The following is a 20,982-nucleotide window of genomic DNA, read 5'->3' on the forward strand; positions in this document are numbered from 1 at the left end:
TTAAAGGGTTGCGACATGCTGTTGATAGCGTTCATAGGCCTGCTGACAGGCCGCCACATTGTCGGCAATCGGCAAGGTTTCACTCGCCAGGTCGAGCTTCACGCAACGCTCGCAAAGCTCCGCCAGGCTGTCCTCATGCCCGTTTGTCCAGGACTTGCACCACGCCGCCTGAATCGCCGCCCCGAGGGCAGCGGCCTCGCTGTGTTCGGTGCAAATCACTGGCGTGTTCATGATGTCGGCGACCATCTGCCGCCATACCGGACTTTTCGAGCCGCCGCCAATCAGGCAAATGCTGCGGCTTTGTAAGCCATTGCGACGCAACAGGTCCAGTCCATAACGCAAACCGAAGGTCGTGCCTTCCACCACGGCGCGACACAGATTGGCCTGAGTCAGGTTGGTCATCGTCAGGCCCAGCAGGCTGCCGGTGGCATGGGGCAGGGCGGGAACGCGCTCGCCATTGAGAAACGGCAGCATGCACAGGCCTTCGGCACCGATCGGCGCTTGCTCGACCAGAGCGTTGAAACGTTCGATGTCCAGCTCGAACAACTCGCGAATCACCCCGGTGGCATTGGTCAGGTTCATCGTGCAAATCAGCGGCAGCCAGCCGCCGCTGGAAGAACAGAACGTCGCGACCGAGGCATCCGGGCTGACGTTCGGCTGATCGGCATAGGCGTAGACCGTCCCCGAGGAACCGAGGCTCATGGTGATCGCGCCGGGTTTTATGTTGCCGGTGCCGATGGCGCCCATCATGTTGTCGCCACCACCGCTGGACACCAGTGCTTGCGGGTTGATGCCCAAGTGCTCGGCGATGCTCGGCAAGATCGTGCCGACCGCCTGGTGGGCGTCGATCAGTTCCGGCAGCGCGGCTTGCAGGCGCCCGCTGGGGTCGATGTCGCGCAGCCGTTGCAAGTCCCACTGGCGGGGGCGCACGTTGAAATAGCCGGTGCCCGAGGCATCGCCGTACTCGCTGCAACTGCGGCCGGTGAGCCAGTAATTGAGGTAGTCGTGGGGCAGCAAAATGCGCGCGATTCGGGCGAACGCTTGCGGGTGCTGCTCTTGGGTCCAGAGCAGTTTGGACACGGTGTAGCCCGGCGCGATGACCACGCCGAGGCGCTCCAGCGAGCCTTTTTCACCGCCCAGATGGGCCAGCAAACGCTCGTTCTCCGGAGTGGATTCGGTATCGCACCAGAGCTTGGCCGGGCGCAGCACTTGTCCTTGGTCGTCGAGCAGCACCAGGCCATGTTGCTGGCCGGAGACTCCGATGCCGAGGATGTCCTGGCCGTCGACGTTGGCTGCTAGCAGAGCGCGGCGGGTGGCGAGGGCAAAGGCTTCCAGCCATTGGTTGGTGTCTTGCTCGCGGCGGCCGTTGGCACCGCTGATCAGCGTATGGGCAGCGGCGCCTTGGCCGAGCACCTGACCGCTGATGGCGTCGAGGACGATGGCTTTGGTGCCTTGGGTGCCGCAGTCGATGCCGAGGAATAGTTGTTGGTTTGCCATGGAAGATCCTTGGATCGTCAGGTCGATTTCAGTGCACATTCAACATCCATGTCGTTTGTCAGGCCGCCATCGCGGGCAAGCCCGCTCCCACAGTTATCAATGTTGTTCACGAAATATGTGTTCGCAGAAGAACCCTGTGGGAGCGGGCTTGCCCGCGATGACGGCAGCAACTTCACCGCTAAATTCAGGCCAGCACCCGCTCCAAGGTCCGCGACACCCCAACATCGCGCAAACTATTGCAGCACCACTCAAACGCCGCCACAAACTCTGGCGAATGCGGTATCGCCGCACCAAAAATCTCCTCAACCTGCAGTAACCGCTGGGTGATCAACGCATCATCGGCCACCAGTGCCTGACAGAACGCCGCCCGCGGATCCGGAATGGCGTAGGTCACGCCATTCTCATCCACGCCCTTCAAATACAACGCCCACGCCGCCACCACCAGCGCCGCACGTTTGGTCTCTCGACCATCGGTGATCAGGCGGTTAATCGTCGGCACAGTGAACTTGGGAAACTTCGACGAGCCATCCGAACACACCCGCTCCAGTTGATCGGCAATCGCCTGATTGGAAAATCGCGCGACCAAGGTGTTCTTGTACTCGGTCAGGTCAATCCCCGGCACCTCGGGCAATTGCGGGGTCACGTCCAGGTCCATGTAGGCGCGCATGTACCGCACGAACAGCGGGTCGTTCATGGTCTCGTGAACGAAGCGATAGCCCTTCAAAAACCCCAGGTAAGTCAGGGCCAGGTGACTGCCGTTGAGCAATTTGATCTTCATCTCTTCGTAAGGCGTGACGTCGTCGGTGAACTGCACGCCGACCTTTTCCCAGGCCGGACGACCGTTGACGAACTTGTCTTCCAATACCCACTGCACAAACGGTTCGCAGACCACCGGCCAGGCGTCGTCCACGGCGTGTTTGTCGTGCAGTTGCAGCTTGTGTTCGGTGCTGGTCATCGGCGTGATGCGGTCGACCATCGCGTTGGGGAAACTGACGTTGCTGGCGATCCAGTCCCGCAAGTCTGCGTCGCGTAGCGCGGCGAAAGCCAGCAGCGCTTTGCGGGTGACCGCGCCGTTGTGCGGCAGGTTATCGCAGGACATCAAGGTAAACGCCGGCGTGCCGGCGGCGCGGCGCTTGGCCAACGCGGCGCAGAGAAAACCGAACACGGTTTTCGGTGAATCCGGATAGTCCAAGTCGTGCTGGATTTGCGGCAAGTGCGCCATGAACTCGCCGTTGCTGTCGTCGATGCAGTAGCCGCCCTCGGTGATGGTCAGCGAGACGATGCGGATTTCGGGACTGGCGAGTTTATCGATCAGTGCTGCCGCGCCGTCTTCGGCCAGCAGCATGTCGCGGAGGGCGCCGATGACCCGGACTTCGCTGTCGTCGGTGTCACCCAGTTCAAACAAGGTGAACAGGTAATCCTGTTCCTTCAGGTCGTCCCGGGCCCGACGGTCTTCGGCGCGCAGGCCGACGCCGCAAATCGCCCAGTCCAGGCCTTCGCCGGTGTTCATCAAGGCGTCGGTGTAATACGCCTGGTGCGCCCGATGGAAACCGCCGACGCCGATGTGCGCGATGCCTTGGCGGGTATCGCTCAGGGCGTAGGCGGGCAGGACCACCTCGGGGGCGAGGCGGTTGAGGTTGTGTTTATTCAGTTTCATCACAGGCTCTCTAAATCAAGCTGCTGCGCGCAACGGGCGGGTCAGCGCCACGCCGTCGGCATCGAATAAATGGCAGTGCTCGGCGTCCAGGTGCAGGCTCAGTGCTTCGCCGTAACGGCTGGCCAGATCGCCGCGAACCCGCATGGTCAGCGCTTCACCGGAAGCGGTCACGACGTGGCAGAAGGTGTCGCTGCCCAGGCGTTCGCTGACATCGGCGGTGACTTGCAAAGTGCAGTCGCCGGTTTGCGCGAGGTTAAGATGCTCCGGGCGAATCCCCAGGGTCACCGCGCCACCGACGTTCAGATTGGCACCGCTCAGCGGCAGGGTGATGCGGGTGCCAGCGTCCAGCAATACTTCGACATTCTGGCTTTCGACGCGGGTGACCTTGCCTTTGAGGAAGCCCATTTTCGGCGTACCGAGGAACCCGGCAACAAACAGGTTGGCCGGCTGGTGATACAGGTCCAGCGGCGAACCGACTTGCTCGATTTTGCCGCCATTGAGCACGACGACTTTGTCGGCCATGGTCATGGCTTCGACCTGGTCGTGGGTCACGTAGATCATCGTGGCTTTGAGTTCTTTGTGCAGGCGCAGCAGTTCCAGGCGCATCTGCACCCGCAGGGCGGCGTCGAGGTTGGACAGCGGTTCGTCGAACAGGAAGATTTTCGGGTTACGCACGATCGCCCGGCCGATGGCCACGCGCTGACGCTGACCGCCGGAGAGCTGTTTCGGCTTGCGTTCAAGCATCGGCCCGAGCTCGAGGATGCGCGCCGCTTCGCCGACTTTCTTCTCGACTTCGGCCTTTGGTACGCCGGCCAGGTCGAGGGCGAACGACATGTTCTTTTTCACGGTCATGTGCGGGTACAGGGCGTAGGTCTGGAACACCATCGCCAGGTCGCGCTTGGCCGGGCTGACTTCGGTGATGTCGCGGCCATCGAGTTCGATGGTGCCGCCACTGACTTCTTCCAGGCCGGCGATCAGGCGCAGCAGCGTGGATTTACCGCAGCCCGAGGGGCCGACGAAGACCACGAATTCCTTGTCGTTCACTTCCAGGTCGATGCCTTTGATGATGGAAAAGCCTTCGAAGCCTTTTTGCAGATTCTTGATTTTCAGGTTGGCCATGATGGGCCTCCGCATAGGGTTATGTGTAGGAGCTGGCTTGCCAGCGAAGGGGTCCTTGAAGGTTGCATCGATCTTTCGGCCGCCTTCGCTGGCAAGCCAGCTCCTACAGGGGGATCGCGTTGGGTCGGCGATCCGGGGGTTTATTTCACGGCGCCGAACGACAGGCCGCGGACCAGTTGTTTCTGGCTGATCCAGCCGAAGATCAGGATCGGCGCGCAGGCCAGGGTCGAGACCGCCGACAACTTGGCCCAGAACAGTCCTTCAGGACTGGAATACGAGGCAATCAACGCAGTCAGTGGCGCCGCTTTCGACGAGGTCAGGTTCAGTGACCAGAACGCTTCGTTCCAGCACAGGATCAGCGACAGCAGCACCGTGGACGCCAGGCCACCCTTGGCGATCGGCAGCAGCACGCGGACCATTTCCTGCCACAGCGTGGCGCCGTCCAGGCGGGCGGCTTCGAGGATGTCCTTGGGGATGTCCTTGAAGTAGGTGTAAATCATCCAGACCACGATCGGCAGGTTGATCAGGGTGTAGATCACGATCAGCGCGATGCGCGTATCGAGCAGGCCAAAGCTCTTGGCCAGCAGGTAGATCGGCATCAGCACGCCCACCGGCGGCAGCATCTTGGTCGAGAGCATCCACAGCAACGTGCCTTTAGTGCGCTGGGTTTCGTAGAACGCCATCGAGTAGGCCGCCGGCACTGCGATCAGCAGGCACAGCGCGGTGGCGCTGAACGAAATCACCACCGAGTTCCAGGCGAAGCTGAAGTAATCGCTGCGCTCGTTGATGTGCAGGTAGTTCTCCAGCGTCGGCGTGAAGATGAACTGCGGCGGCGTGGCGAACGCGTCGATTTCGGTTTTGAAACTGGTCAGCACCATCCAGAAGATCGGGAAGAAGATCAGGATCGCGATGGCCCAGGCCAGCGTGCCCAGCAGCAGGCTTTGCAGACGACGGGATTGTTGGAGAGTCATGGCGCAGGCCTCAGGCTTTGTCTGTCAGGTTTTTGCCGATCATGCGCACCAGCACGATGGCCGCGATGTTGGCGATCACCACCGCGATCAAGCCGCCGGCGGACGCCATGCCGACGTCGAACTGCACCAGCGCCTGGTTGTAGATCAGGTACGCGAGGTTGGTCGAGGCGTAGCCGGGGCCGCCGTTGGTGGTGGTGAAGATTTCGGCGAACACCGAGAGCAGGAAGATGGTTTCGATCATCACCACCACCGCAATCGGCCGCGCCAGGTGCGGCAGCGTCAGGTGCCAGAAAATCGCCACCGGGCCGGCGCCGTCGAGGCGCGCGGCTTCTTTCTGTTCCTGGTCGAGGGACTGCATCGCGGTCATCAGGATCAGGATCGCGAACGGCAGCCATTGCCACGACACAATGATGATGATCGACAACAGCGGGTAGTGCGCCAGCCAGTCCACCGGCTGCGCGCCGAACAGCTTCCAGACGTAGGCGAGAATCCCCGACACCGGATGGAAAATCAGGTTTTTCCAGATCAGCGCGCCGACCGTGGGCATGATGAAAAACGGCGAGATCAGCATCACCCGGACGATGCCGCGACCGAGAAATTCACTGGCCTCCAGCAAGGCACTGATCAGCACCCCGAGCACCACGCTGATCAGCAGCACGCTGCCCACCAGCAACAAGGTGTTGGTGGCGCCGGGCATGAAACCCGAGTCGGTCAGGAAGTAAGTGAAATTCTCCAGCCCGACGAACTCGTTCTCGCCGGGGTTGAGCAGGTTGTAGCGGATCATCGAGAAGTAGAGGGTCATGCCCAGCGGCACGATCATCCACAGCAGCAACAACGCCACCGAAGGGCTGACCAGAAACCAGCCGGGGTTACTCAACCGGCTTTTACGCACCGGTTGGGGAATGTCCATGTGAGCTTTGGCAGTTGAAATATTCATGGCGATAGAACCGATTCATGCAGACCTATGAAGATCTAATGTGGGAGCGGGCTTGCCCGCGATAGCGGTGTGTCAGTCACCCAAATGTTGAATGGGAGACCGTCATCGCGGGCAAGCCCGCTCCCACAGAAGGCGGGAGCAGGTTGCGGGGTTACTTGGGGTAACCGGCGCGCTTCATCTCACGTTCGGTGGTTTGCTGGGCGGCGGCCAGGGCCTGGTCGACCGTGGTTTGACCAATCAGCGCTGCCGAGAACGACTTGCCAACCTGGGTGCCGATGCCCTGGAACTCAGGAATGGTCACCAGCTGGATGCCGATGTAAGGCACTGGCTTGACGCTCGGTTTGCTCGGGTCGGCGGCTTTCAACGATTCCAGCGTCACCTTGGCGAACGGCGCGGCGCTCATATAAGCCTCGCTGTAGGTCGAGGCCCGAGTGCCTGGCGGGACGTTGGCGATGCCGTCTTTTTCCGCGACCAGCGCGCCGTATTCCTTGGACGTGGCCCAGGCGCTGAAGGTTTTCGCGGCGTCCTTGGCCTTGGAACTGGTCGGAATCGCCAGCGCCCAGGAATACAACCAGGCCGAGCCTTTGTCGGTAGTTTCATGCGGCGCGTAAGTGAAGCCGACGTGCTCGCTGACCTTGCTTTGGGTCTTGTCGGTGACAAAGGAACCGGCAACGCTGGCATCGACCCAGATTGCGCATTTGCCGCTGTTGAACAGCGCCAGGTTCTCGTTGAAACCGTTGCTCGACGCCCCCGGCGGGCCGGATTTTTTCATGGTGTCGACGTAGAAATTCAGGGCGTTTTTCCATTCCGGACCGGTGAATTCCGGCTGCCATTTCTCATCGAACCAGCGCGCACCGTAGGCGTTGGCGACGGTAGTGATCAGCGCCATGTTCTCGCCCCAGCCGGCCTTGCCGCGCAGGCAGATGCCGTACTGCTCTTTATCCTTGTTGGTGAGTTTGCTGGCGAATTCGCCGATCTGGGTCCAGGTCGGACGCTCGGGCATGGTCAGCCCGGCGTCCTTGAACAGGTCGGTGCGGTAATAGGTGATCGAGCTCTCGGCGTAGAACGGCAGGGCGTAGAGCGAACCCTTCACCGACAGGCCTTCACGCACCGACGGGAATACGTCGTCGAGCGCGTAGCTGGCGGGCAAATCCTTCATCGGCTCCAGCCAACCCTTGGCGCCCCAGAGTGCAGCTTCGTACATGCCGATCGTCAGCACATCAAACTGTCCGCCCTGAGTGGCGATGTCGGTGGTCAGGCGTTGGCGCAGGACGTTTTCTTCCAGTACCACCCAATTGAGCTTGATGTCCGGGTGCTCGGCTTCGAAGGTTTTCGAGAGCTTTTGCATGCGGATCATGTCGCTGTTGTTGACGGTGGCGATGGTCAGGGTCTGGGCGCCAAGGCTGACGCTGCTGAGGGTCATGCAGGTGAGGGCAAGCAGAGCTTTTACAGTGGGTTGCATCGTGCACTCCTTTTCTGCACCCAGCGGGGACAGAAGGACAGTTATTGTTTTTGTGTCTTCCGATGACAGGAAGAATGTGCACTGATTACAGCCTTCAATTGACGACGTGACAAATCATCCATCGCACTTCAATCGATACTATTTTGCACTGGGGTTTCGAGCGGTAGACGCAGGGAAGGGCTTTTCAGCGATGGGGCGTGTTTGATTCCGTACAGGTTTCCAGCATGAATACAAACCCTGTGGGAGCGGGCTTGCCCGCGAATAGGCCGTCAGATCCAACATTTATATTGGCTGACAGTCCGCTTTCGCGGGCAAGCCCGCTCCCACAGGGAATGGGTATTAACCTAGGTTTTGTTCGGTCAACCGCTGCACCGCCAACCGCCGGTAATGCGACGGTGTCATGCCCTTGAGCTGCTGAAACCGTCGATTGAAGTTGGAAATATTGTTGAACCCCGACTCGAAGCACACATCGGTCACCGGCTTGTCACCATCGGCCAGCAGCTCACAGGATTTGCTGATGCGCAGGCGATTGACGAACTCGATGAAGCAGCGTCCGGTGGCTTGCTTGAACACCCGGCTGAAGTAGGTCGGCTTCATGCCCAAATGCTCGGCCACTTCTTCCAGCGACAAGTCGCGGGCGTAATGCGCAAAGATGTAATCCACGGCCCGGTTGGTCCGGTCGATATTGTGCTCGTCAGCCAGTTGCGGTGTCGTCGCACCGGACAGCAACTGATAATCGTCAGACGCCGCGAGCAATTCCAGCAGAATGAAAAAGTGCCCGAGCCGGGTCACGCCCCGGGTATCGGCGATGCGCTGCATCAGCGTCATCGCCTGGCGGATGGTGCGCTTGCAGCGGAATTCGATGCCGTACTGCGCACGTTCCAGCAAAGGGGCAAGCGTCTTGAGTTCGGCGAACACCAGATGGCCGCTGTCGAACAATTCGTCGGTGAAGTTGACCAGCATGTCGCGCTTGGGCACCACTTCGTCTTCGGCCACCTGGCTGATCCAGTTGTGTGGCAGGTTGGGGCCGGTGAGGAACAGCGTTTCGGGGTAGAAGTTGCCGATGTAGTCGCCAATGAACACCTTGCCGGAGCTGGCGACGATCAGGTGCAGTTCGTATTCCTTGTGAAAATGCCAGCGCACCAACGGGCAGGGGAATCCATGCTGGCGATAGATGATGGACAACCCATTGTGGTCGTCCATCAATTCGTACGAGGGGTCGGTAACTCTGGCGGTTCGGGACATGTCGGGGCGCTTTTGTTGTTATCGCACAGTGATCATGCCCCTATCACGGCGGGCAATGCCAGCTTACCGATGCAAAAACCGAGGTGAACCTGGCCGCTCATGCAGGGCATGACCGTACACCGCTTTCATGCTGCTGGCGCTCCAGCAGTAACGGACGATCTCGGATTCCTCGAAAAAATCGGTGCTGATGATGCTGCAGCGCGTCACCCAGTTTCCCGTGGTGTTGAACCACTCGTTGATACGGTGCTTGATATCTTGAGGCCCGCCGAGCAAGGAATAGCAGGTGGCCGACAGTGACCATAAATACGTTTCGCGCGGCACTCGCTCAAGCGTTGACGCGATATGGCGTTGCAGCTCCGTGGTCGAGGTGAATGTCTGGCCATGCCACCGGTGTGAGATGGCCGGCCAGAAGTATTCACGGTCCAGTTGCGGATTGAAGGAGGCGGCCATGACAATCCGGCGCTGTGCGCTGGATCGCTTGAGCACCGCCACGGTACTCAACTCGTCGCGGGGCAGGATGATTCGTTGCCCGATGCGGCGCACCAGCCAATCACTGAGCTTTTTGTGATTGAAGGGTTTGTCGCCGTCGCCCAATTGATGAAAGTCCAGCACGATGAATTCATCCGGGTTTCGATCGAGGAAGGGCAGCAGCGCATCGATCAAGTCATCCAGGACGCGACCCGACTGATAGCCATTGTGGTGGAAGTAAAACACCGGCTGAGGGCCTTCGGTATAGCCGAGGCGTATATCGAAGACCCGTGCGCCATTTTCCAGTTGCCAGGCGAATGTATCGTTCTGACAACTTATCCAGTTCCCCAACAGCGTTTCTTGTTTGGGCGCCTTTTTATCCATGCCCGCGTTATGGGCGCAAGGCCAGACAATATCGCTGAGTTTGAGTTTGTCGATGTCCAGGACTCTGCTCATCCAGTTATGTTTATCTCGCATTACTGTTTTTTTACCAGTCATTGTCATTCCTTTTTCTGAGCAAACCCTTCCATGGAAAAAGTGGCTTCAGGGTGCATGAAGCCTGAAATTACCTGACGGATAAAAACAAGGGCGTTACTTATTTATTGCGTTGATGGGCCTTGCGTATGTTAGCGGCCCGGCAGTTGTACACCAGGCGGGACTCTTCAAAAAAATCCGCATTGATGACGCTGCAGCCATGAACCCAGTGGCCGGCCTCGACATCGAACCAGCGATCGAGGTGTTCCTTGATGTCCACGGGTCCCAACGCGATGCTATAGCTGGTGGCGGAGAGCGACCAGGGCATCGATCCGGACGGCGGGCTTTTCATCACTCGGGTGATGTGCGCTTCGAGTTCATCGACACTGGTATCGCCGATGCCGCTCCACTGATGCTCGACTTTCGGCACAAACCAGTCCCTGTCCAACGCCCAGTGGCGCTCTGCCGCGACCCATACTCGCTGGACTGGATTGGCGTGTTTCAACTGGCCGAGATTCAAGTGCCGGTTGCTCGAAGGAATGATTCTCGGCCCAAGATGCGCCAGTAAAAAGCGATTGAACTCTTGATAGTCGAAGGCGGTGTTGGCGGGTTCCAGTTTGTGGAAATCGAGCAGGACAAACTCGTCGGGGTTCTCCTGGAGAAAACGCATCAACTGCATGATCAGGTTTTCCATCGATCGGGATGACCGTACGCCGTTGTGCTGAAACCAGAACGTGCCGACGCCTCTGGAGTCCACGTCGTACTCGACCCGGACATCCAGGGCGCGGGCGCCGTTGCGCAACTGCTCGTAAAAGGAATTGTTCTGGCACGCTATCCAATGCGCTAAGCCGGGTGCTGCGTAAGTTGCTTTCCGGTCGACGCCGCTATTATGGGCACCGGGCAAAATCAAATCGCCAAGGGCTAATGAATCGATGTCCAACGTGGAGGCCATCCATTGACTGGGCTCATAGTGTTCTAATGCTGTATTGCTCATGAATGCATCCTTGCATTTGTTAATGGCACGGCTGTTTGTGTGCGCTGGGTTAAATTAGAAAAAGTGAGGGGTAGTTTTAATTGTTGGGAACTAAAATACCAAGCGCCGAGTTGATACAGTAAGTATCAAGTCGGCGTGAAAGTTGCTATTCGGTATGGTGTATCTGGATCTAAGTGTGTGGTAGTTACAGTGCTTCTGCCGGGTTGCGATTCTTTGCTTCAATCCATTGCGCCATGTACTGAGTGCTTTTATGTTGGTGGTGACGCAACATGCTGCCGGTAAAGTTATCCCGTCGAAGTTGCACAAGATGTTGTTGGCAGTCGATCAGTTTTTTAATCAGTGCTGGCCCGTGTATCGATTGCTGATAACGGTTGGCCAACAGAGTCTGTCCCAGCGCCTGGGCGTTCAGCCAGTGAGCCTTGTCGCTATAGAGACGCACCGCAGAATGGGCGAACTCGCGAGCGGTGGGGGTCACCGCTCCTGGCCATTGCTCGTCGCCGTGCATGGCTTCGGCGCCAATCGGCGTGGTGACGTTCGGCGTGCCACACAGCATGGCATCGACGATTTTGCCCTTGATACCCGCACCGAAACGCAGCGGCGCCAGGCACACGCGTGCCGCCGACATCACTTGCAACGCGTCTTCTGCCCAGTTCATCACATGAAACCCCTGGACCGGATTGTGCAGCGCGGTGGCCTTGGGCGGGGTGTACGCACCATAGATGTGCAACTGCGCGGTGGGCAGCTGTTCGCGGATCAGCGGCCAGATCGCCGTCTTCATCCAGAGCACTGCATCCCAGTTCGGTGCATGGCGGAAGTTACCAATGCTGAGAAAGTGCGCGCGGTCTTCAAACGCGACCGGGGGCTCGCTCGGCAGGTCAACCATCAGTGGACACCAGTGCAGCAGGTTGCGGGGCACGTTGAATTGCTCGACCAACAATTCAATTTCCACTTCGGAGATCATCAGGTTCACGTCACAGCGATAAATCGCCGCAATCTCCCGTTTAGCCAGATCGGTATCGGCCATGAACTCAAACTCTTCGCGCAGTGCCGGCGCAAACAGTTCGCGGAAGTCATTGGCGTCATCACTGGCTTTCAAGCGCTCCTTGAGCCGCTGATGCCGGGCATCGCGCAGGCTTTGCAGGTCGGAGGTCTCCAGTACGCGCAAGGCGTCGGGGCAGTGTTTTTCAACGCGCCAGCCGAATTGTTCTTCCATCATGAATCGATCGAACAGCACCACATCCGGGGCCAATTCGCGGATGAACGTATCGAAACTGCTGTTGTTCAACTCGATTGGCACTTCACCAATACCCAGCGCCGCCAGGTCGGCCCGCTGCTCGCCATATCCGGCCGGACTGCTGAAGGTGATGTCCCAGCCTTGCTGCAAGAAGGTTTCGAGGATCTGCATCATATGCCCGCCGGCCGCCGAAGAGCGGGGCTCGGGCCAGACGTAACCAATGACCAGGACTTTGGTTGCGCGGGACTGACTCATGAACACAATTTCCTTGAAACGGGCAGGGGGGCGGGGAAAACGGGGCGTAATTAAACCACAGCCGGTAAAGATCCTTGCGTACGCTTGAGCTGATATCAGGATGACGCAAGCATGCTTTTGACCTTGTCGCGCAACTGATCAATCGAAAACGGCTTGCCAATCACCTGCATCCCTGCTGGCACGTCAATACTTTCGGCATAGCCACTGGCAAACAGGATCGGCAACTCGGGGCGCAGCATCCTGGCCTGGACTGCCAGTTCCCGGCCATCCATCACCGGCAAGCCGACATCGGTCATCATCAGGTCGATGTACTGGTCTTCGTCGTTGAGAAACTCCAGCGCCTTTTCGCTGCCGTCGGCCTCAAGCACCTGGAATTCCAGTTCCTCCAGCACATCGACAATCAACATGCGCACGATGGCATCGTCTTCGACTACTAGGATGATGGACGCGTCGGAGGACATAGTAGGGGTTCCCAAAGATTGAAATTCACGGTGGCCGGTCGATCGAAATCGCCGGGCTCTTGCATGAGTAAGTGGCGGATCCCGACAAGTTCCCAACGCGGTTGAAAAAAGAATAGCCGCACAAGAGCCGGCAAGGATAACCGCTCCCTTGGGCTGTCGCTGCGGAATGTAGGATTTTGCGCGAAAATGTGTCAGATAATTGGATCAATGTGCCACTTTTGGGGCAAACTCCTTGGTTTTCAACAGTTCGACAAGGCTTCCCCATGACCTCTGCGTCTTCGGTTGATGAGCAACGATTCCGCAAACTCCTGAGCCGCAACGTCAGCCTGCCGTTGGGCGTCGGCGTGCTCAGCGCGGTGTTCTTTGTCTCGCTGATCACTTATCTGCTGTCGGTGATCCAGTGGGTCGAGCACACCGACCGGGTGATCAATAACGCCAACGAAGCGGTGAAGCTGACCGTCGATCTGGAAACCGGGATGCGTGGTTTCCTGCTCACGGGTGACGAAAAATTCCTCGAACCCTACGAAACGGCGAAACCGAGGGTCGCGGTCGCGGTTAACACCTTGCTTGAACTGACCGCAGACAACCCGGTGCAAACCGACCGACTGCATCGGCTTCAGGCCTTGCAGGACGAATGGGGCAACTACGCCCAATCAATGATCGAATTGCAGCGCGCCAGCGGTGATTACCGCAGCGCGGTCAAGGCCGGGCGTGGCAAACGCTTGACCGATGAGATCCGCAAGCAATTCGAAGAAGTGATCGATATGGAGCAGCAGTTGCGCGCCACGCGCAATGATGATGTGCGCCACACCACGATCTGGAGCATCAGCCTTTATCTGTTGTTTATTGTGGCTATCAGCGCGCTACTGGCCTACATCGGGCGTCGGGATCTGCTCACGCTTTCGCAAAGTTACAGTTCAAACCTCGCCGCGCAACAGGCCAGCGCCCATCGCCTGGAACAGCAGGCCTGGCTGCGCAATGGCCAGACCGAACTGGCCGAGCAAGTGCTGGGGCAACTGTCCCTTAATCTGCTGGGCCGCAACATCCTGCAGTTCTGCGCGCAATACCTCGGCACCGCCGTGGCGGCTATTTATGTGCGCGAAGAACATGGCGGCCTCAAGCGCATCGCGTCTTACGGGTTCTCCCGTGAACAGGAAGCGCTTGAGCAACAGATTTACAGTGGCGAAGGCATTGTCGGCCAGGTGGCGCAACAAGCGCGCTTGATCCGCCTCGACGATGTGCCGAGCGACTACTTCAAGGTCAGCTCCGGCCTCGGCGAAGGTTTGCCGCACAGCGTGCTGGTGGTGCCGACCAGCGACGACGACCGGGTCAACGGCGTGATCGAGCTGGGCTTTTTGCGCACGCTGGATGACCGCGACATCGAATTGCTTGAACTGATTGCCGGCAACATTGGCACCTCCATCGAAGCCGCGCGCTATCGCCAGCGCTTGCAGGAAGTGCTGGCCGAAACCCAACAGCTCAACGAAGAGCTGCAAGTTCAGCAAGAAGAACTCAAGACCGCCAACGAAGAACTGGAAGAACAGTCGCGGATTCTCAAGGAATCCCAGGCGCATCTGGAAACCCAGCAGGTCGAACTGGAGCAGACCAACGAACAGCTCGCCGAGCAGGCGCAGATTCTGGCCGAGCAACGCGACACCGTGGACCTGAAAAACACCGAACTGAACCAGGCTCAGCTGATGCTCGAAGAACGCGCCGAAGAGTTGCAGCGTTCGAGCAAGTACAAGTCCGAATTCCTCGCCAACATGTCCCACGAACTGCGTACGCCGTTGAACAGTTCGTTGATCCTGGCCAAGTTGCTGGCGGAAAACCCCCAGGAAAACCTCACCGCCGAGCAGGTAAAGTTCGCCGAGTCGATCTACTCGGCCGGTAACGATTTGCTCAACCTGATCAACGATATTCTCGACATTTCCAAGGTCGAGGCCGGCAAGCTGGACATGCGCCCCGAGAACACCAGCGTCGCACGCTTGGTGGATGGCTTGCGGGGAATGTTCGAGCCCTTGGCGGCGGACAAGCAGCTGGATTTCCACGTGGAGGTGCAGGCCGGTGCGCCGTTGATGATCTTCACCGACCGCCAGCGCCTGGAGCAAGTGATCAAGAACCTGCTGTCCAACGCGGTGAAATTCACCGAAAGGGGCACGGTCAGCCTGACCGTGGCCTCGCAGCCGAACGAAGGCATCGCTTTTGTCGTGCGCGACTCCGGGATCGGTATCGCGCAGGAGCAGCAGGAAAGTATTTTCGAGGCGTTCCGTCAGGCCGATGGCACCACTAATCGCCGTTACGGCGGCACTGGCCTGGGTTTGTCGATTTCCCGTGACCTGGCCGCGTTGCTCGGCGGGTCCATCAGCGTCACCAGCGAACCGGGGCAGGGCGGTGTGTTCCCCCTGGGGCTGCCGCAGCAGTACGTTGGACCGGGCGAGGAGCCCGTCGAACCGATGAGAGCCTCGCCGGTTGCCGTGACACCGAAGGCCGCTCCGGCCCCGCTGGTGCCGCTGATTGCCGAAGTCGATATCCCGCGTTTCGACGACGATCGTAGCCATTCTCCGTTCGCCACCCGCTGCATCCTGGTGGTGGAAGATGAGCCGAACTTTGCAAACATCCTCTACGACCTCGCGCATGAGCTGGGTTATCAGTGCCTGGTCGCGCACGGTGCCGACGAAGGTTACGACCTGGCCAAGGAGTTCATCCCGGATGCCATTCTGCTGGACATGCGCCTGCCGGATCATTCCGGCTTGACCGTGTTGCAGCGGCTGAAAGAACACGCCGAAACCCGGCACATTCCGGTTCACGTGATTTCGGTCGAGGACCGTGTCGAGGCGGCCATGCACATGGGCGCCATCGGCTATGCGGTCAAGCCGACCACCCGCGAAGAGCTCAAGGACGTGTTTGCCCGTCTCGAAGCCAAGCTGACTCAGAAGGTCAAACGCATCCTGCTGGTGGAAGACGACGACTTGCAGCGCGACAGCATTGCCCGGTTGATCGGTGACGAGGACATCGAGATCACCGCGGTCGGGCTGGCGCAGGATGCGCTGGACCTGCTGCGCACGACGATTTTCGATTGCATGATCATCGACCTGAAACTGCCGGACATGCTCGGTAACGACCTGCTCAAGCGCATGTCCACCGAGGATATCTGCTCGTTCCCGCCAGTGATCGTCTACACCGGGCGCAACCTGACCCGGGACGAAGAGGCTGAACTGCGCAAGTATTCGCGCTCGATCATCATCAAGGGCGCACGCTCGCCGGAGCGCTTGCTGGATGAGGTCACACTCTTTCTGCACAAAGTCGAATCCAAGTTGTCCCATGAACGGCAGAAGATGCTCAAGACCGCGCGCAGCCGCGATAAGGTCTTCGAGGGTCGCAAGGTGCTGCTGGTGGACGACGATGTACGCAACATCTTCGCCCTCACCAGTGCGCTGGAGCAAAAAGGCGCAGTCGTGGTCATTGGCCGGAACGGTCGTGAGGCGATTGAAAAGTTGAATGAAGTCGAGGACATCGACCTGGTGCTGATGGACGTGATGATGCCGGAGATGGATGGCTACGAAGCCACCATCGAGATCCGCAAGGACCCGCGCTGGCGCAAGCTGCCGATCATTGCGGTGACGGCCAAGGCCATGAAGGACGATCAGGAACGCTGCCTGCAGGCCGGCTCCAACGATTACCTGGCCAAGCCCATCGACCTGGATCGCCTGTTCTCGCTGATTCGCGTGTGGTTACCGAAGATGGAACGCATCTAGTGGAACGTATTTAGTGGAAAAGAACACCGAAATCGAATTGCGGTTGTTGATCGAGGCCATCTACCTCAAATACAGCTATGACTTTCGCGACTACTCCGGCGCTTCTATCAAGCGCCGGGTCCAGCATGCGTTGAGCCAGTTCGAGTGCGCCACCATTTCGGCGTTGCAGGAGAAAGTGCTGCACGATCCGACGGCGTTCATGCAGTTGCTGCAATTGCTGACGATCCCGGTCAGCGAGATGTTTCGCGACCCTTCGCACTTCCTGGCGATCCGCAAGGAAGTGGTGCCGCTGCTCAAGACCTATCCGTCGATCAAGATCTGGATTGCCGGTTGCAGCACCGGTGAAGAAGTCTATTCGATGGCGATTTTGCTGCGCGAGGAAGGCTTGCTCGATCGCACCATCATCTACGCCACCGACATCAATCCGCGTTCGCTGGAAAAAGCCAAGCAAGGGATTTTCTCAATGGAGAACGTCCGCGCCTACACTCATAACTACCAGCAGGCAGGTGGCCAGCGTTCGTTCGCCGACTACTATACGGCGGCGTATGGGTACGCGATTTTCGACAAGACGCTGTGTGAGAACGTGACCTTCGCCGATCACAGCCTGGCAACCGACAGTGTCTTTTCAGAAACTCAATTAATTTCATGTCGCAACGTTTTGATTTATTTCAATAAAAAGCTTCAGGATCGTGCATTTGGCTTGTTTCATGAGTCCCTTTGCCACCGTGGATTTTTAGTGCTGGGCAGCAAGGAAACCCTGGATTTTTCGGCCTTCGGCAACCAGTTCGAGCCGTTGGTCAAACAAGAACGGATTTACCGTAAATCATGAACAATGCGGGTCTGCCTACTATAGAAGCGATTGTGATTGGCGCCTCGGCCGGTGGCGTAGAGGCGTTGCTGACCATTCTCAGCCCACTGCGCGAAGGTTTCGGGTTGCCGATCATGGTGGTGTTGCACCTGCCAGACGCGCGTCGCAGCCATCTGGCTGAAGTCTTCGCACGGCGCGTGTCCATGCCGGTCCTGGAAGCCCATGACAAGACACGGGTCGAAGCCGGAACGCTGTATTTCGCCGCGCCCGGTTATCACTTGTCGGTAGAGCAGGACCGCAGTTTTTCCTTGAGCCTGGAACCCCGCGTGCACTATTCGAGACCCGCCATCGATTTTCTCTTCGAGTCCGCCGCCGACGCCTATGGCCCGGCCCTGGCCGCCGTGTTGTTGACCGGTGCCAACCAGGATGGCGCCCGCGGCCTGGCCCAGGTCAAGCGTCGTGGCGGCCTGACCATCGTGCAGGACCCGGACGAAGCCCAGGTCGCGACGATGCCCCTGGCGGCACTGGATATACACGAGCCAGACCATATTCTCCCTATACGCGGCATTGGCCGTCTGATTGTCGAGCTGGAACGAAGAGCATGCTAAGTGACATCCAAGCCAAACTGCTGATCGTCGACGATCTGCCGGAGAACCTGTTGGCACTTGAAGCGCTGATCAAGCGCGAAGACCGTGCGGTCTATAAGGCACTTTCGGCTGACGAAGCCTTGTCGCTGTTGTTGCAGCACGAATTCGCCATGGCCATTCTTGATGTGCAGATGCCGGGCATGAACGGCTTTGAGCTGGCCGAGTTGATGCGCGGCACGGAAAAAACCAAAAACATTCCAATCGTCTTCGTCAGTGCTGCCGGACGTGAGCTGAACTACGCGTTCAAGGGCTACGAAAGCGGCGCGGTGGACTTCCTGCACAAGCCGCTGGATATCCATGCGGTCAAGAGCAAGGTCAATGTGTTCGTCGAGCTCTATCGCCAGAGCAAGGCGATGAAGCAGCAGGTTGAAGCGCTGGAGCAGAGCCGCCGCGAGCAGGAAGCGCTGCTCAGGCAATTGCAGAGTACCCAGCTTGAACTGGAGCAGGCGGTGCGCATGCGCGATGACTTCATGTCTATCGTCGCCCACGAAGTGCGCACGCCGCTCAATGGCCTGATTCTGGAAACCCAGTTGCGCAAAATGCACCTGGCCCGGGATAACGCCTCGGCGTTCACGCTGGACAAGATGCACGCCATGGTCGACCGCGACGAGCGGCAGATCAAAAGCCTGATCCGCTTGATCGAAGACATGCTCGATGTGTCGCGCATTCGCACCGGCAAACTGTCGATCCGACCAAAACGCTTCGACCTGTCGGCGCTGGTCAGCGGGTTATTGCAGAATTTCGCCGCGCAGATCGATGCCGCCGAGTCCTCGGTAACCCTGGACGCTGAGCAGCCGGTGGTCGGCAGTTGGGACGAATTTCGCATAGAACAGGTGATCTCCAACCTGCTGACCAACGCTTTGCGTTACGGCGCCAAGAGCCCGATCACCGTGAAGGTGTACAGTGACAACCATCAGGCGCTGGTGGAAGTGCGCGATCTCGGGATCGGCATCAGTGAAGAAAACCAGAAGCGTATTTTCCAGCAGTTCGAGCGCGTCACGGCAAAACACGCCGTCGCTGGACTGGGCCTGGGATTGTTTATTTCCGAACAGATTGTGTCCGCCCATGGCGGCTCTATTACCGTCGAAAGCCGGATTGGCGAGGGCGCCTTATTTCGCGTTTGTCTGCCGCTGTAGGAAAACAGCCAGTTAAACGCAACCTCTGATCGACCTCACGGTCGTATCAGCAGCAATTGACCGAACAAAGGCTTCCCATGAGTGAAGATGCACAAGACGTCGTATTGATCGTCGAAGATGACCCCTCGATTTTGATGGTGCTGTCGGCCTATCTGTCGGGTGAGGGCTACCGGGTGCTGCAGGCCGAAAACGGCGAGCAGGCCTTTGAAATCCTCGCGAGCAAACCGCATCTGGACATGATGATCACCGATTTCCGCCTGCCGGGCGGAATCTCTGGCGTCCAGATCGCCGAACCCGCCGTGAAGCTGCGACCGGAGCTCAAAGTGATTTTCATCAGCGGTTACCCGCAGGAAATCCGCGAGACCGACAGCCCGATCACGCGCAAAGCGCCGATCCTGGGCAAACCGTTTGACCTGGATGTGCTGCAAGAGCTGATGCAGGAAATGCTCTCGTAAGACCGTCGGGGAATTTCGGCCCCACACCTGCGTGTGGGAGCCGCCGTGAACTGCGATCTTTTGAAAGGCTTGAAAATCAGAAGATCGCAGACGCGGCGGATGTGACTCACCAGTGGGAGAGTCCGCCCATCAAGCGATGCTCACCCTGGATTCAATCGTCGACGTCAATTCAAGCAGCTGCGTGCAGAGATCTGCGTACTCAGTGGAACAGCTGATGACTTCACCCAGAAAGTCTGAGTTGTCCTGAGGGGTATCCGTGACGCGCGCTCCACGTTGTTTCGTATATCGATAATCTCGCACGTCGATTCCGAGTTCGGCCGCGATCTGCCCAATATCTGGTAGCGCAGTCAAAACCCCTGACGCCGGTGCTTTGATCAGCCGAATACCGGAGTAGCACAGTGGGTCCGGCGACCTCTCGGCGACAACGCCAGTGACAGCCCAGCGCACCCAGATCTCCCAAGGATTCAGATTGTTGAACGACAACGCCGCCAGGTCCCAAATGTGCAGGCCGGCTGGCCGCAGGTTTGTTTCTACTGCGGCAGTGAGTCCGGAGCGCGAGAATATTTCGTTGTGGTAGGCACCGCCGTCTGGAAGCAGTCGCCGCATGTGATTCCCTGCTGCGTCAATTTGACGACGGACATCCTCTGACAATGGTGCAGGCACAATTTGTTGTATTTCTGCGCGGTACAGCCCCGTTGTCGTATGTTTCTCCGTTATCCACGAGCATCCCGCCACGTAATCCCAACTGTACTCTTGAGCATTCTCGATCAATTCTTCGACGATAATTCCACCGTCGTGATATTGCCTCAAGTCTGACCAGATGATGTCGCAGTGTTCGATGGAGGGTACGACATGGCAACCACGACTGTTTCCTTCGTTCACCGGCTTGACGAAAGCTCGCCCGCCGAACTCAGCTACAGTGCTCTGGAACTGCGCTTTTGATCGTACATGAACGCAACGAACAGGTTTGTATCCTGGAACGTGAGCTGTGCTTTGCGCGTCCCGGTTGCGAAAGGCGTACTTGTCGAGGCCTGCAAGTGCATCGTGCGGCGCTATTCCAGCAAGCCCGAAATGCTTTGCCAGTGACGCGCCCAGCAGTACGCCACGGTCTGAAAATGGCAGGATGCCGATGGGTTTGAGCTCAAGCCGATCAAGCTCTGCGCACACCCATCGAGTGGACGCTTCTACGGTGTCATTCCCAAGGGCGCAGGCGACTACTGCATCGGCGGCGTGACGATCGGCTTCTTCGACCTTTTCTGTCACAAGTAGTAACTTCGCGTTGAAGAATTGATGGCAAGCTCGTTGAATTTTGGGGATGTCGTAAATACGGACGTTGTTGTATCCAACGACGATCAAGCATTTTTCCATGTCGGTCTTATCCTTTGATTGGGGCGCAATGAACGTATT

Annotated in this window: 17 protein-coding genes; 5 read left to right on the forward strand and 12 right to left on the reverse strand. The window is 58.4% G+C overall.

Annotation, left to right across the window (positions count from 1 at the left end):
• The 11 genes from xylB to AEQ67_RS17970 all read right to left on the reverse strand — a co-directional run bounded on the left by xylB (window position 1) and on the right by AEQ67_RS17970 (window position 12,774).
• Complete coding sequence (gene xylB, locus AEQ67_RS17920; protein WP_059405383.1) at window positions 1-1,497, reverse strand: xylulokinase; 1,497 nt, start codon at window positions 1,495-1,497, stop codon at window positions 1-3.
• A 184-nt stretch (window positions 1,498-1,681) separates the two neighbouring features.
• Entirely contained in the window at window positions 1,682-3,154 is a 1,473-nt protein-coding gene (locus AEQ67_RS17925) for a mannitol dehydrogenase family protein (RefSeq protein ID WP_059405172.1), read from the reverse strand.
• Between the two features lie 15 nt (window positions 3,155-3,169).
• Entirely contained in the window at window positions 3,170-4,273 is a 1,104-nt protein-coding gene (locus AEQ67_RS17930; RefSeq protein ID WP_059405173.1) for an ABC transporter ATP-binding protein, read from the reverse strand.
• Between the two features lie 140 nt (window positions 4,274-4,413).
• Window positions 4,414-5,244 (reverse strand): carbohydrate ABC transporter permease, encoded by an 831-nt coding sequence (locus AEQ67_RS17935; RefSeq protein ID WP_007936731.1) that lies wholly within the window; start codon window positions 5,242-5,244, stop codon window positions 4,414-4,416.
• Between the two features lie 10 nt (window positions 5,245-5,254).
• Complete coding sequence (locus tag AEQ67_RS17940) at window positions 5,255-6,181, reverse strand: carbohydrate ABC transporter permease (protein WP_059405174.1); 927 nt, start codon at window positions 6,179-6,181, stop codon at window positions 5,255-5,257.
• 151 nt (window positions 6,182-6,332) lie between these two features.
• The gene (locus tag AEQ67_RS17945) at window positions 6,333-7,643 is read right to left on the reverse strand and encodes an ABC transporter substrate-binding protein (protein ID WP_059405175.1); all 1,311 of its coding nucleotides are present in this window, start codon (window positions 7,641-7,643) and stop codon (window positions 6,333-6,335) included.
• A gap of 339 nt (window positions 7,644-7,982) precedes the next feature.
• On the reverse strand, window positions 7,983-8,888 hold the full coding sequence (locus tag AEQ67_RS17950) for an AraC family transcriptional regulator (protein ID WP_059405176.1): 906 nt from the start codon (window positions 8,886-8,888) through the stop codon (window positions 7,983-7,985).
• Between the two features lie 63 nt (window positions 8,889-8,951).
• Window positions 8,952-9,854, reverse strand: coding sequence for a phospholipase (locus AEQ67_RS17955; RefSeq protein WP_059405177.1), 903 nt, complete (start codon window positions 9,852-9,854; stop codon window positions 8,952-8,954).
• A 97-nt stretch (window positions 9,855-9,951) separates the two neighbouring features.
• Window positions 9,952-10,824: a phospholipase gene (locus AEQ67_RS17960; protein WP_059405178.1), complete on the reverse strand. Its 873-nt coding sequence runs from the start codon at window positions 10,822-10,824 to the stop codon at window positions 9,952-9,954.
• Between the two features lie 184 nt (window positions 10,825-11,008).
• Entirely contained in the window at window positions 11,009-12,313 is a 1,305-nt protein-coding gene (locus AEQ67_RS17965) for a glycosyltransferase (RefSeq protein ID WP_059405179.1), read from the reverse strand.
• Window positions 12,314-12,408: 95 nt separating this feature from the next.
• On the reverse strand, window positions 12,409-12,774 hold the full coding sequence (locus AEQ67_RS17970; RefSeq protein WP_059405180.1) for a response regulator: 366 nt from the start codon (window positions 12,772-12,774) through the stop codon (window positions 12,409-12,411).
• 263 nt (window positions 12,775-13,037) lie between these two features.
• Between AEQ67_RS17970 and AEQ67_RS17975 the strand changes: the two genes are divergently transcribed.
• The 5 genes from AEQ67_RS17975 to AEQ67_RS17995 all read left to right on the forward strand — a co-directional run bounded on the left by AEQ67_RS17975 (window position 13,038) and on the right by AEQ67_RS17995 (window position 19,575).
• Window positions 13,038-16,529 carry a response regulator gene (locus tag AEQ67_RS17975; protein ID WP_059405181.1) on the forward strand — a complete coding sequence of 1,164 codons (3,492 nt, stop codon included), beginning with the start codon at window positions 13,038-13,040 and terminating at the stop codon, window positions 16,527-16,529.
• Window positions 16,530-16,542: 13 nt separating this feature from the next.
• A complete protein-coding gene (locus AEQ67_RS17980; protein ID WP_059405182.1) occupies window positions 16,543-17,358 on the forward strand; it encodes a CheR family methyltransferase in 816 nt (271 codons plus the stop codon).
• Complete coding sequence (locus AEQ67_RS17985) at window positions 17,355-17,945, forward strand: chemotaxis protein CheB (protein ID WP_059405183.1); 591 nt, start codon at window positions 17,355-17,357, stop codon at window positions 17,943-17,945. The genes AEQ67_RS17980 and AEQ67_RS17985 overlap by 4 nt, the downstream gene beginning before the upstream one ends.
• Complete coding sequence (locus tag AEQ67_RS17990) at window positions 17,939-19,120, forward strand: hybrid sensor histidine kinase/response regulator (protein WP_059405184.1); 1,182 nt, start codon at window positions 17,939-17,941, stop codon at window positions 19,118-19,120. The genes AEQ67_RS17985 and AEQ67_RS17990 overlap by 7 nt, the downstream gene beginning before the upstream one ends.
• Before the next feature lie 77 nt (window positions 19,121-19,197).
• Window positions 19,198-19,575, forward strand: coding sequence for a response regulator (locus AEQ67_RS17995; protein WP_059405185.1), 378 nt, complete (start codon window positions 19,198-19,200; stop codon window positions 19,573-19,575).
• A gap of 129 nt (window positions 19,576-19,704) precedes the next feature.
• Here the strand turns inward: AEQ67_RS17995 and AEQ67_RS18000 are convergent, their stop codons facing one another.
• Window positions 19,705-20,943, reverse strand: a complete 1,239-nt coding sequence (locus AEQ67_RS18000) for an ATP-grasp domain-containing protein (protein WP_059405186.1) — start codon at window positions 20,941-20,943, stop codon at window positions 19,705-19,707.
• Window positions 20,944-20,982 lie beyond the last annotated feature (39 nt).

This window comes from Pseudomonas sp. RIT-PI-q, from assembly GCF_001297125.1.
Classification (GTDB): domain Bacteria; phylum Pseudomonadota; class Gammaproteobacteria; order Pseudomonadales; family Pseudomonadaceae; genus Aquipseudomonas.